Below are 13,531 nucleotides of genomic sequence, written 5' to 3'. Positions count from 1 at the left end.
TCATTATAAAAAACTAGCAGCCAATACTTGAGTATAACTAATCAAAATATCGAAGAATTAATCGCGCTTTGTAAAAACCAAAATCAAAAAGCACAGTTTGAAGTTTACAATCGTTACAGTAAAGCTATGTACAACGTAGCGTTTCGTATTGTAAAAGACGAACACTTTGCGCAAGACGTCATGCAAGAAGGTTTTTTGAAAGCTTTTACAAAAATAAACGATTATAAACAGGAAGTCGCTTTTGGAGCATGGCTTAAAAGAATCATTATTAATTATAGTATTGATTTTTATAAGAAAAACAATACTTTCCAGATGGAAGACCTGAACAAGACCCTTTTCAAAATAGAAGAAAACGATTCTATATTGTCTGAAAGTATCGATCTGAATTCGCTTAAAGTGAAGCAGGTTTTAGATACCATTTCGGGCCTGAAAGATAATTACAGAATGGTTTTGACGCTCTTTTATATTGAAGGTTACGATCAGGAAGAAATCTGTGAAATATTGAATATAAGCTACGCCAATTGCAGAACCACTCTAAGCAGGGCTAAAGAAAGTTTACGAAAAAAATTAGAAGATATATGAAAAAGGAAAATGACGAATTAGATCAACTATTTAACCAATTTGAAAATCAATGGGACATTCAGGAATTAAATCCAGACCATCAAGTTGATTTCTTAAATAAATTGAATAAAAAACAACCTAAAAAAAGGAATTATGCCGGCTGGGCCATTGCTGCTTCTATCGCGCTGCTTTTGGGTGTGTCTCTGTTTTATAACCAAGACGAAAAGCCAAAAGAATTCAAGTTTGCTTCGCAAGAAACGAAACGTACGGATTCTATCTTCAATATTTTGATCGAGAATGAGCTGGTTAAATTAAAAGAAAAAAGTTCTCCAGAAAATGAGCAAATTATTAATGACGCATTGAAACAAATGAAAGTTTTTGATGCTGATTATGAAAAGATCATTAAAGAGGTTCAAAAAAACGGAGAAAACAAACAAATCATTTATGCTATGATAAGCAATCTGCAGACTCGAATTTCTTTTCTGCAGACGGTTTTACAGCGAATTGAAGAAAATGAAAAACTAAAAAACACATCTGATGAAAAAACATTATAATTTAATAATCTTATTGCTTTTGATTCCTTTTTTAGGATTCTCAAATGATGACACTTATATTACAAAGCAAAAAAATATCAAAAAAACGTATATCGTAAATTCTAATGCCGGAATTGACATTGACAACAAATATGGAAATATCTCTGTATCAACCTGGGACGAGGATAAAATCGATCTTGATATTACTATAAAAGTAAATGGCGGCAATGAAAACTGGGTAAACGAACGTTTAAACAGTATTGATGTTGAAATTACAGCTTTGAAATCGTTGGTTAGCGCTGTTACAAATATTGGAAATTCTTCGCTTAAAAGCAGAGGAAGCAACAATAGCTTCGAAATTAATTATGTGATTAAAATCCCTAAAAATGGTTCTGTAAAGCTAGCCAACAAATATGGTAATATCTCTACTTTAAATCTAGAAGCTGCAGCAGATATAAACTGCAAATACGGAAAAGTTAGTTTAGGAAAACTTAACGGTTCTAGTAATCAAATTGAAATTGCATACTGCCAAAATTCAAGTATTGATTTTATTAAAGGCGGAAATATTGATGCCCGTTATTCTGGTCTAAAAATAAACGATTCGGGCAATCTCAATTTAAACGCCAATTATACTGATATTAATCTTAATGAAGGACAAAACATTAAGTATGATTGCAATTATGGAACTTTTAAATTCCAAAAAATCAACTCTTTAAATGGATCTGGAAATTATCTAACTATTTCAATTGGGGAAATCTCGAACAATCTTAATTTCGATACAAATTACAGCAAAATTAATATTGGCACCATGAATGACAAAGCGGGCAATGTTAGCATTAATTCAGGTTATACCGATATTTCATTAGGATACGCACCAAATTATGCTTTTGATTTTGATATTTCTACCCGATATTCAAATATCAAACATGATAATACTTTAGAAATTTTAACTTCTGAAGCCAAAAGCAATACCAAAAGAATAAGCGGTTATTATAAAAGAAAAGGTCAAAACAGAGTCAATATAACTTCGACCTACGGGAACATTTCATTAATTAAAAATTAATCATCTAAAAAATCAAAACAATGAAAAAGTCAATTTTACTTTTAGCTTTAACTTTATTTTTTATAAATAGTTCGGCTAAGGCACAAGACAGAAACAAATTAAATGGAAACGGTAAAGTAGTTACAGAAACTAGAAATACAGGAGATTATGATGGTATTAAAATTTCAGGTTTCTTCGATGTCAATTTAGTAGCTGGAAAAGAAGGCAAAATCACAATAAAAGGTGAAGAAAATTTATTGTCTGCTATTAAAGTGGAAGTAGAAGATAATTCGCTTAAAATTTATATTGAAAGATTTACCAATATTCGTCCGAGCAGCGGAAACAGCATTCAAATTACAGTTCCTTTTGAAAAAATTTCGGAAGTAAGTCTTGCTGGTTCTGGAGAAATCCAGTCAAAAGATGTAATTAAGAATGATAAATTTGCAGTTAAATTATCAGGATCTGGAGACTTCAATCTTCCAGTTGACGTGAATACGCTAGAATTAAGTGTGAGCGGTTCAGGAAATGTTCACTTAAAAGGAACTGCAGATACATTTTCAACAAAACTTTCGGGTTCTGGAGATGTTGACGCTTCTAATTTAAAATCTAAAATTGTTGAAGCAAATGTTTCGGGATCTGGAAATAGTAAAGTAACCTGCAATGAAAGTTTAACAGCAAGAGTGGCTGGTTCAGGAAATATTAGATATTTAGGTAATCCTGAGAAAAAAGACGTGAAAGTTTCAGGATCTGGAAGTATTATAAAAGGTTAATTATCCAAATAAAAATATCACGAATTTCAAAAATCATCATCAATCAAAATCTTTGCTTTTCGTGATATTTAAATTATTTAAGAAGACGTTTCAATTAATTTGAAACGTCTTTTTTATGAACTCTTCTCAATAGGAAAATGGCCGTTATAAAGAAAATAGCCAAAATAACAATCGCTGCACGCGGACTTCCTGTAATTTGATCGATAATTCCGTAAACACACATTCCTATTACAATTCCTATTTTTTCTGCTACATCGTAAAAACTAAAAAATGAAGTTGTGTCCTCGGTTTCCGGTAATAATTTGGAATACGTCGAACGAGATAATGCTTGAATTCCTCCCATTACTAAACCAATTGCTGCTGCCATTGCGTAAAAATGAATTGGCAGTGTAATAAAAAAAGCTAAAGCACAAAAAATAGCCCACAAAGTATTAATAAAAATCAATGTTGGAATATTTCCCCATTTGGCAGAAGCGCGAGAAGTAAGAATTGCCCCAAATACTGCAATTATCTGTATTAATAAGATACAGATTATCAGCCCAATTGTGCTTTCATCTTTACTTGACCATTGAATTTCCTGAGCTCCAAAATAAGTTGCTACCAGCATTACAGTCTGCACAGCCATACTTGAAACAAAAAATCCTCCTAAATAACGTTTTAAAGGTGTGATATTTTTCAATGCTGCCCAGACTTTTTTAAGTTCTTTAAAGCCATTAAAAACAACACTTTTAGTTAATTTATTTCCTTCTTTACTACCTTTTGGAAGATAGTAATAGGTATATTGACTAAATAAAATCCACCAAACTCCTACCATTACAAACGAATAGCGCATTGCTTTCATTGCTGCTTCGCCATCTGTTCCTGTGATTCCAAAAAGTTTTGGTTTCATGATCATTGCTAAATTAATTATTAGTAAAATCACGCTTCCAATATATCCTAAAGAATATCCTTTGGCACTAATTTTATCCTGCTGCTCTTCAAAAGCAATATCAGGAAGATAAGAATTATAAAACACCAAACTTCCCCAGAAACCAAGAAGTCCAAGAAAGTAAAACAACAATCCAACATAAATATTATCCAAATCAAACCAATATAAACCCATGCAGGATAAAGCTCCCATGTAACAGAAAAATTTCATGAATGATTTTTTGTTACCAACATAATCCGCGATACCTGATAATAAAGGCGAAATAAAAGAAACTACTAAAAACGCTGCTGCTGTAATAAAACTTATTAATGCTGAGTTTTTAAGATGCATTCCAAAAACATCAATATAATGATCGCGGTCACTAAATAATGCTTCATAAAAAATTGGGAATACTGCAGATGCAATAGTCAAAGTGTAAACTGAATTTGCCCAGTCATAAAATGCCCAGGCATTTAATAATTTCTTGTCTCCTTTTGGTAGGTTTTTCATAGAAATCGTTTTATTAATGCGCTACGAATTTATCTATTTTTTATGATAAACAAACAGAAATTATTCAAATCATACATTATTAAATCATGAACATCTTTAAAACAAAAAAGCCATTCCAAAATGAATAGCTTTTAAGTGTTTTTTGAGTGCAATATGATTTATTTGATAGTTCCCACTTTTAGTGCAATTGCTTTTGCTTCTGGAACTAAAGCTTTGATGTTGGCAATTCTTGTTGCATCTGACGGGTGCGTACTCATAAATTCTGGTGTTCCAGAACCTCCTGATTTGGCAGACATTCTACTCCAAAATGCCACGGCATCCTCAGGATTATAACCTGCAATTGCCATTAAAGTTAATCCGATTTTGTCAGCCTCGCTTTCGTTGCTTCTACTGAATGGGAGCATGACTCCAACTTCAGAACCAATTCCGTAAGCTTGTGCAAATATCTGTTGAGTTGCTTCAGATTTTCCGCTAGTTGCAGCTCCTAAAGCGGCTCCTCCTATTTGCTGCAATTGTGCCGCAGACATTCTTTGCGCACCGTGATTTGCTAGAGCATGAGAAACTTCATGTCCCATTACAGTTGCTAAACCAGATTCATTTTGCGTGACAGGCAGGATTCCAGAGTAGACAACAATTTTTCCTCCAGGTAAACACCAAGCGTTTACTTCTTTATTATCAACCAGCTTGTATTCCCAGCGATAATCTTTTAAATACTGTGTTTGACCTAAATAATTTAAATATTTTTCGGCAGCAGCCTTAATTCTATATCCAACTTTTTCAACAAGTTTTGCATCTGAAGTTCCAGTTATGACTTTATTTTCAGATATAAACTGATTGTATTGTTGAAAAGAAGATGGAAATAATTCACTATTTGAAACAAAATTTAAATTTTGTTTTCCTGTAATTGGATTGGTTGCGCATGCCACTGCAAGCGCACCGAAAATTCCTAAAAACAAATATTTTTTCATAATTCAAGCTATTTTTCATACAAAAATACAATTAATAGGAAATAATGCTTTATACAATACGCTGAAAAAATATCAGAATTTTTATTTATTCACCTACAATATGCAATTCATTAAATTCTTTGTCAACAATTAAATAATTATTCTCAAAGCGAACTTTTTCAAAATCTACTTTTTCATTGTCGATTTCAATTTCTGTAACTTGAAATGGAAGTCCAATCAGGTTGATTTTATATTTACTGTACGGTGTATCGTATTTACCTTCTTTATGTAGCTGTACAATTAGTTCTTTTTCTTTTCCAATAGTTCTTAAAGATAAAAAGCTAAAACGTCCTTTTTTATAATCATAACCATCCTGAGCATCTTCATAAATACTGGAACTTTCTTTTCCATTTTTATAATAAATATCCAATGTTAATTCGTCAAATTCAATTTCACCTACATATTGCTGCACTGGATATTTTGGAATAATAGCACCTGCTTTTACAAAAAGCGGAATTTCATCAAATTTCGTATCAATCCAGATTTCCCTGCCGCCAACAAACAGTTCGTTTGTCCAATAGTTATACCATTCTCCTCTAGGAATATACATACGTCTACCTACAGCATTAGGTTCAAGTATAGGGCAAACCAAAATTTGATTTCCAAACACAAATTCATCATTGCGGTAATGTGTCTGTGTATCGTCTTGGTCGAAATATACTAACGGTTTTAACATTGGAATTCCTTCTTCAATATACTGCCAAAACATTGTATACAAATACGGCAGTAATTGATAGCGAAGATTCACAAACTTTCTGGTAATATTGATTACTTCCTCGTCAAAAGACCAAGGTTCTTGATTTCCATGATCTCCAGAAGAATGCGTTCTGCAGAACGGATGAAAAACTCCAAGCTGAATCCAGCGCGCGTACAATTCTCCTGTTGGCTGTTCAGCAAAACCGCCAATATCAGACCCTGTAAATCCCATTCCAGAAATAGACATTCTCTGTACCTGAATATTTGCAATCCACAAATGTTCCCAAGTAGCAACATTGTCACCTGTCCACGAAGATGTATAACGCTGAGCACCCGAATATGCTGATCGTGTAATTACAAACGGACGTTTGGGATAGGCAAAACGTTTTACACCATGATAAGTGGCTCTTGCCATTTGTGTGCCGTAAATATTGTGCGCTTTTCTATGACTGCAAGGATTGCCATCATAAAAATGACGAACATCCATTGGGAAAGTCTTATTGGGTACTTCCATAACAGCTGGTTCGTTCATGTCGTTCCAAACTCCTTTTACTCCAATATCTGAAATCAATTCTTTAAATAATCCTGCCCACCATTCTCTAACAGCGGGATTTGTGTAATCAGGAAAATTACATTCTCCGGGCCAGACTTTTCCTTTCATATATGGGCCATCGGCTCTTTTGCAGAAATAATCTTTTTCAAGAGCTTCTTTATAAACCCAATAATCTTTATCGATTTTAATTCCGGGATCAATGATAACTACTGTTTTAAAACCATCTTCGGCTAATTCAGCAACCATCTTTTTGGGATCTGGAAAATAATTATTATTCCATGTAAAACATCGAAAACCATCCATATAATCAATATCCAGATAAATGGCATCACAAGGAATTTGAAGTTCTCTAAATTTCGAAGTGATTTCTTTGACTTTGCTTTCTGGATAATAACTCCATTTACATTGATGATATCCTAAAACCCAGAGCGGCGGTAATTCAGGTTTTCCTGTTAAATCAGTGTACGTGGTCACCACATCCTGCATTTGCGGTCCGTAAACGAAATAATAGTTCATCTCGCCTCCTTCTGCCCAAAAACTGGTAATATTTCTTCTTTCCTGACAAAAATCAAAGAATGTTCTAAAAGTATTGTCAAAGAAAATTCCGTAAGATTGTTTGTTATGAAGACCAATATAAAACGGTACTACTTTATATAAAGGTTCCTGATCTTTTTGATAAGCATACTGATCGGTTGCAAAATTCTCAACTCTTTTCCCTTTCAGATTCATTTGAGTCGCTTTATCCCCGAGACCATAATAACATTCTCCGTCTTTCGAGTACTTGCTCATTTTTACAATGTTTCCACCGTATTCATAGCTTTCTTCCCAATGAAAACCTAATTCGTCTTCTAGTATCAAAAAATCATTTAAATCGTAAATAGACAAACGAAGATCTGATTTCTGGATTTTACATTTTACTTTACTGGTTCTGATTTGATAAAGCGTTTCTTCTTCAGTAACTTCCAAAAAATTATATCCGTGAAGCTGGGTTTTATCAATTGCATACGAAAAATCATTACTAAAATAGCCTTTTGTTGTAAAACGAAATCGAATAAGGCTGTCGCGGAGAATGGTAACCTTTAAGATTACTTTATTGTCTGTATGAAAAAATATGGAATCTCCCTCATGTTCATACGAAACGACTTTTGACGGATATAAATCGCCTTTATATTCTAATGATGTATTTGTAATCATATCGCAAATGAATTAATTTATAACTCTGGTCTTTCTTTCAAACATACAAAAAAACTTGGTAAACCTCTATGAATAAAAGGTTTATTAACGAAAACGATTTTTCTGAATGAGTAGTAAATTAGACTCCAAAAAATCGAAAAATCGACAATTTAAGAACCATAAAATAATAAAATGCTATTAAAGAGAATTTAGATTCTTTATGAATAAGAATATATAGTAATACTTAGCGGCGGCAGTGTTAATTCTGCCGAAAAATCTCTTCCGTCATACGATATAGAATCAATTTTAAGCTGATTTGGAATCTCTATACCACTTCCGCCATAAATAGTTTTATCGCTATTGAAAATGGCTTGTATTTTTACATTTTCAGGAATTCCAATTCGGTAATTTTCTCGTACAACTTCAGTGAAATTGCATACAATAATTACTTTTTCGTTTGGATTATTTCCTTTTCGGATATAGGAAAGAATGGCATTTTGATGATCTGAATAATTAATCCATTCAAAACCATCTCCTGTAAATTGTTTTTCATATAAAGCAGGATATGATTTATAAAGAGCATTTAAATCCGTAATTAATCTTTTAATTCCAGAGTGGTAGTCATATTCTAATAAATGCCAATCGAGACTATTTTGAAAATTCCATTCATTGGTTTGTCCAAACTCAGCTCCCATAAATAAAAGTTTAGTTCCTGGGTGCGTAAACATATAGCCATATAGAAGTCTCAGGTTGGCAAAACGCTGCCATTCGTCGACAGGCATTTTATAGATAAGCGATTTTTTTCCGTACACCACTTCATCGTGTGAAAACGGAAGCATAAAATTTTCAGTAAAAGCATACGTCATCGAAAACGTCAAGTCATTTTGATGGTATTTGCGATATACAGTTTCTTTTTGAAAATATTTTAAAGTATCGTGCATCCAGCCCATCATCCATTTCATTCCAAAACCTAAACCTCCTATAGAAGTTGGTCTTGAAACCATTAAAAACGATGTACTTTCTTCTGCAATAGTCTGAACTCCTGAAAAATTAGAATAGATTACTTCATTGAATTCTTTAAGAAAACTTATGCTGTCAAGATTCTCTCTTCCTCCATATATATTGGCTTCCCATTCTCCTTCATTTCTAGAATAATCAAGATACAGCATCGAAGCGACGGCATCAACACGCAATCCGTCAATATGATAGTGCTGTAACCAAAAAACGGCATTACTGATTAAAAAAGCTCGGACTTCATTTCTTCCATAATTAAAAACTAAACTCTTCCAATCAGGATGATAACCTTTTCTGCGATCAGGATGTTCGTATAAATGCGATCCGTCGAAAAATCCCAAACCGTGTCCATCTTCTGGAAAATGTGAAGGAACCCAGTCCAAAATTACGCCAATTCCTTCTTGATGCAGTCTGTCTACTAAAACCATAAAATCCTGTGGTTTTCCAAAACGGGAAGTCGGTGCAAAATAACCTGTAAGCTGATATCCCCATGAAGGATCATATGGATATTCCATAATCGGCATAAATTCAACATGCGTAAAACCAGTTTCTTTTACATATTTAACCAGTTCATCTGCGAGTTCTAAATACGACAAAAATCGGTTATGCTCTGCTCTTCGCCATGAACCTAAATGCACTTCGTAAACTGAATACGGTTTATCTAATGCATTAAATTGTTCACGAGTGTGCATCCAATTCTCATCTTTCCAATTATAGTCCAAATCCCATATAACCGACGCTGTATGAGGAGGTTTTTCGCAATACAAAGCAAAAGGATCTGCTTTTTCTGTTACAACTCCGTCAATATGCGATTGAATTTTATATTTATAAAGTGAACCTTTAGAAACTTCTGGAATAAATCCTTCCCAAATTCCCGAAGAATCCCATCTTACATTCAAATGATGTTCGCCTTGAACCCAATAATTAAAATCACCAACTACGGAAACAGATTTTGCTGTGGGAGCCCACACGGCAAAATAAACACCTTTTACTCCATCAACTTCAATTAAATGAGCGCCTAATTTTTCATAGAGTTTAAAATGCTTTCCGGCTTTGAATAAATCTATATCAAAATCAGTAAAAAGGGAATGTGAAATTACTTTACTCATATTTTATTAGGCAATAATTGAATTTGTTTTTTTGAATTGGGAATTTTAATATTGAAAACAGACAATTTATTCAATCCTGAAGTTATCTGAAAGGGTTACTCCTTTTTTCACCACAATAATTCCGTCTTTAATACTATATAATTCGTTCGTAAAATTGTCAAGATGTTTTCCTCCAGAAATATGAACATTATTTCCTATTCGGACATTTTTATCGATCAATGCATTTTTGATAAAACAATTTTCACCAATTCCCACATGAACTTTATTGATAGCCGCATCGTGATTCATTTCGTCAAGATCCTGATAAAAATCGTTCCCCATTACATAGCAGTTTTCTAAAACCGTTCCTTCGCCAATACGCGAACGAATACCAATTACTGAACTTTTAATTTCTTTGGCATTAATGATACAACCTTCCGAAATTAAAGATTGATTAATGATAGAATTTCTAAATTTAGAAGGCGGTAGTAATCGTGGTCTTGTAAAGATTTTATTTTCGTTATCGAATAAATTAAACTCAGGAATATCGGCCGTTAAACCAATATTAGCTTCAAAGAATGATTCAATATTTCCAATATCTGTCCAATACCCTTCATATTGATAACTTAGAATTTTATGTTTTCCAACCGCCTGTGGAATAATCTCTTTTCCAAAATCTTTCGTTTCGGGATTTGCCATTAATTCCTCAAGCAATGATTTATTGAAAATATAAATTCCCATAGAAGCCAAGTATTTTTTCCCTTTTTGCTGCATTTGCTCACTTACTTCCGATTCCCATTCTGGCAATAGAGAAGCATTTGGTTTTTCGATAAATGCATGGATATTATTTTCGTGATCTGTTTTTAAAATTCCAAATTCAGGAGCATCTTTAGCATTTACCGGAAGAGTCGCAATTGAAATTTCGGCATCAGCAGCAATATGAGCTTCCAGCATTTCATTAAAATCCATTTGATACAATTGATCTCCTGATAAAATTAAAGCGTGATCAAAATCGTGTTTCAAAAAATGCGACATACATTGTCTTACAGCGTCTGCAGTTCCTTGAAACCAAGTTGGATTATCAGGAGTTTGTTCTGCAGCTAAAATATCAACAAATGACTGGCTGAAAATACTAAAATTAAAGGTGTTTTTTATATGAGCATTTAAAGATGCCGAATTAAACTGCGTTAAAACAAATATTTTAAATATATCAGAATTAATACAGTTTGAAATAGGAATGTCAACTAGACGATATTTACCTCCAATAGGAACTGCAGGTTTTGATCTTGTTTCAGTCAAAGGAAATAAACGAGATCCCTGACCACCTCCTAAAATAATAGCAACGACACTTTTCTTTTTAAATTTCATTTTTCTTAATTATTAGGTTGTATATTTCGATATATTCTTGGCAAACTCTTTCCCAGGAATGATCTGCTGCCATTCCTCTTTTTAAAACTTTATAGAAATTCTCTTTATCCTCATACAACCCCACTGCCCGATTTATTGAATAACAGATATCACCAACTGAAGCTTGGTCATGACATATACCGTTCCCATCATCTCCAAAATCAATTACAGTATCACGTAAACCTCCTGTTCTTCTCACAATCGGTATCGTACCGTATCGCATAGCATACATCTGATTTAATCCGCATGGCTCTACTCTTGAAGGCATTAAAATAAAATCTGAACCAGCATAAATCAAATGAGCTAATTCTTCATTATAACCAATAAAAACATTATAATTTCCTTTATAATCATTTCGCAATTGTGACAACTGCGATTCTATTTCTGAATTTCCTGAACCGAGAATTAAAATATTGATATTCTCAAAATGTTCTGAAAGAGCTAATGCTGAAGCTTGTGGTAATAAATCTCCGCCTTTTTCTTCAAACAAACGTCCTATGAAGCTAAAAAGCGGTTTAGACGGATCTAATTCAAACTGTTCACAAAGTTTTTCTTTATTTTTTGTTTTTCCATTTTCAAATGTTTCAATTGAATAATTTTGAGCAATCATTACATCTGAAGCAGGATTCCAAACCTGAATATCTATTCCGTTTAAAATTCCTTTTGATTTGTTCCGAACAGAATTAAACAACGATTCTAATCCATTGGCTGAATAATTAATTTCATTTAAATAGCTGGGAGAAACTGTAGTAACAGCATGGGCACATTTAACTCCAACAGCCAGCGAATTAATGGAATGATTCCATTCTAAAAATCCAACGTGTTTCAAATCAAATTCGGGCAGATAATACAGTTTATCAAAACCAAACCAGCCTTGGTATAAACCATTATGAATTGTAATCGCAGTTTTTACATTTTGTAACTTCTCGTATTTATAAGCAAACTGCAGTAAAAATGGAATTAATCCCGTATGATGATCATGACAATTGATTATATCCGGTATTTTATTTCTGGCGATAATCCAATCTAACGCTGCTATTTGAAAAGATAAAAATCGTTCAATATCATCTTCATAACCATATACATTTGGACGATCAAACAAATCATTAATTTCAATAAGATATAATTCATACCCTAATTTATCTGAAGACTCTTTTAAAACACTAAAAGGAAAATTAAAGTTTCCTAACGTTACAGTTCCCCAATGAACACATTCAAATTTATTTTCAGTTCTAAATTTCGTAGAATAACAAGGTACAATAACACGAACGTCATGACCAGCATCTTGCTGATATTTGGGTAAAGCTCCTACGACATCTGCAAGACCACCCACTTTTGCCATAGGGTAACATTCAGCACTTATATGAAATATCTCCATTTCAAAAATTAATTTGTAATTATTTTAATCGTACAAAATCATTAATATACTACATTTATGATTTTATTAAATTTAGGAAAAAATAAGTAAATTCTAACCCCACAAATAATTTTATTGATATGACAAAAAAGGCTGAAAATCCTATTAAATCATTAAAAATACCACAGTTAATAATTATATCTGGTAAAATTCTAGCGTTTTTTTCTACGAAATTAGTTACGAAATTTGCTTCAAAAATCTTTACAACACCCATAAAACATAAAATTCCGAAAAGAGAATTTCAAATGGATAGCAAAAGCGAGCAGAAGATTATACATGTTCCCGCTATAGACAAAAGTATCGTAACATATGAATACGGAAAAAGTGATCGCAAAATTTTACTGGTTCATGGCTGGTCTGGAAGAGGAACTCAATTGTTTAAAATAGCTGAAGAATTATTAGAGAATGGTTATTCAACTATTAGTTTTGATGCACCAGCTCACGGAAAATCTAAAGGACAAACCACCATAATGTCTGAATTTATTGCTTCAATATTAGAAATAGAAAAACATTTTGGACCTTTTGATGCAGCTATTGGACATTCATTAGGCGGAATGTCTGTTTTGAATGCCATAAAAGATGGGCTAAAAGTAAATAAAGCTGTTATAATAGGAAGCGGTGATATTGTACAAGATATATTAGATGAATTTATTTTTAAAATGGAATTAAAAAAAGAATTAGGTCATAATTTGAGAGATTTCTTTGAAAATAAATACCAATTAAAAATGGATGATTTCTCTGCTTACAAGGCTGCACAAAAAATTGAAATTCCAGTTTTGGTAATACATGATAATGATGATCCTGAAGTTCCAGTTAAAGCAGGGATACACATTCACCACAATTTAAAAAATGG

The 13,531-nt window shown here is 32.8% G+C and carries 11 protein-coding genes (1 of these 11 cut by a window edge); 5 read left to right on the top strand and 6 right to left on the bottom strand.

The genetic code is table 11. The features are described 5' to 3' along the window. The first annotated feature begins 27 nt into the window (after positions 1-27). Genes J0383_RS22375 through J0383_RS22360 form a run of 4 tightly spaced genes read left to right on the top strand, consistent with a single transcriptional unit; the run spans position 28 to position 2,906 of the window. Positions 28-582: an RNA polymerase sigma factor gene (locus tag J0383_RS22375; RefSeq protein WP_207296168.1), complete on the top strand. Its 555-nt coding sequence runs from the start codon at positions 28-30 to the stop codon at positions 580-582. Next, complete coding sequence (locus J0383_RS22370) at positions 579-1,115, top strand: anti-sigma factor (RefSeq protein WP_207296167.1); 537 nt, start codon at positions 579-581, stop codon at positions 1,113-1,115. The genes J0383_RS22375 and J0383_RS22370 overlap by 4 nt, the downstream gene beginning before the upstream one ends. Then, complete coding sequence (locus J0383_RS22365; protein WP_207296166.1) at positions 1,099-2,157, top strand: DUF4097 family beta strand repeat-containing protein; 1,059 nt, start codon at positions 1,099-1,101, stop codon at positions 2,155-2,157. Before J0383_RS22370 ends, J0383_RS22365 begins: the two co-directional genes overlap by 17 nt. A gap of 20 nt (positions 2,158-2,177) precedes the next feature. Continuing rightward, positions 2,178-2,906, top strand: a complete 729-nt coding sequence (locus J0383_RS22360; protein ID WP_207296165.1) for a head GIN domain-containing protein — start codon at positions 2,178-2,180, stop codon at positions 2,904-2,906. A gap of 94 nt (positions 2,907-3,000) precedes the next feature. Here the strand turns inward: J0383_RS22360 and J0383_RS22355 are convergent, their stop codons facing one another. The 6 genes from J0383_RS22355 to J0383_RS22330 all read right to left on the bottom strand — a co-directional run bounded on the left by J0383_RS22355 (position 3,001) and on the right by J0383_RS22330 (position 12,639). Next, positions 3,001-4,323: an MFS transporter gene (locus J0383_RS22355; protein ID WP_207296164.1), complete on the bottom strand. Its 1,323-nt coding sequence runs from the start codon at positions 4,321-4,323 to the stop codon at positions 3,001-3,003. 158 nt (positions 4,324-4,481) lie between these two features. Beyond that, positions 4,482-5,291 carry a M48 family metallopeptidase gene (locus tag J0383_RS22350; protein WP_207296163.1) on the bottom strand — a complete coding sequence of 270 codons (810 nt, stop codon included), beginning with the start codon at positions 5,289-5,291 and terminating at the stop codon, positions 4,482-4,484. An 85-nt stretch (positions 5,292-5,376) separates the two neighbouring features. Next, entirely contained in the window at positions 5,377-7,773 is a 2,397-nt protein-coding gene (locus tag J0383_RS22345; protein ID WP_207296162.1) for a glycoside hydrolase family 31 protein, read from the bottom strand. A 197-nt stretch (positions 7,774-7,970) separates the two neighbouring features. Further along, positions 7,971-9,875, bottom strand: coding sequence for a 1,4-alpha-glucan branching protein GlgB (gene glgB / locus J0383_RS22340; protein WP_207296161.1), 1,905 nt, complete (start codon positions 9,873-9,875; stop codon positions 7,971-7,973). A gap of 66 nt (positions 9,876-9,941) precedes the next feature. Beyond that, complete coding sequence (locus J0383_RS22335; protein WP_207296160.1) at positions 9,942-11,222, bottom strand: glucose-1-phosphate adenylyltransferase; 1,281 nt, start codon at positions 11,220-11,222, stop codon at positions 9,942-9,944. Beyond that, entirely contained in the window at positions 11,212-12,639 is a 1,428-nt protein-coding gene (locus tag J0383_RS22330) for a glycogen synthase (RefSeq protein ID WP_207296159.1), read from the bottom strand. The genes J0383_RS22335 and J0383_RS22330 overlap by 11 nt, the downstream gene beginning before the upstream one ends. 119 nt (positions 12,640-12,758) lie before the next feature. Between J0383_RS22330 and J0383_RS22325 the strand changes: the two genes are divergently transcribed. After that, positions 12,759-13,531 carry the 5' portion of an alpha/beta hydrolase gene (locus J0383_RS22325; RefSeq protein WP_207296158.1) on the top strand. It continues 94 nt past the right edge of the window, so only the first 773 of its 867 coding nucleotides appear in the window; it begins with the start codon at positions 12,759-12,761; the stop codon falls past the right edge of the window.

The organism is Flavobacterium endoglycinae (assembly GCF_017352115.1).
Classification (GTDB): Bacteria; Bacteroidota; Bacteroidia; order Flavobacteriales; family Flavobacteriaceae; genus Flavobacterium; species Flavobacterium endoglycinae.
This window is presented reverse-complemented; position numbering and strand designations above follow the sequence as displayed.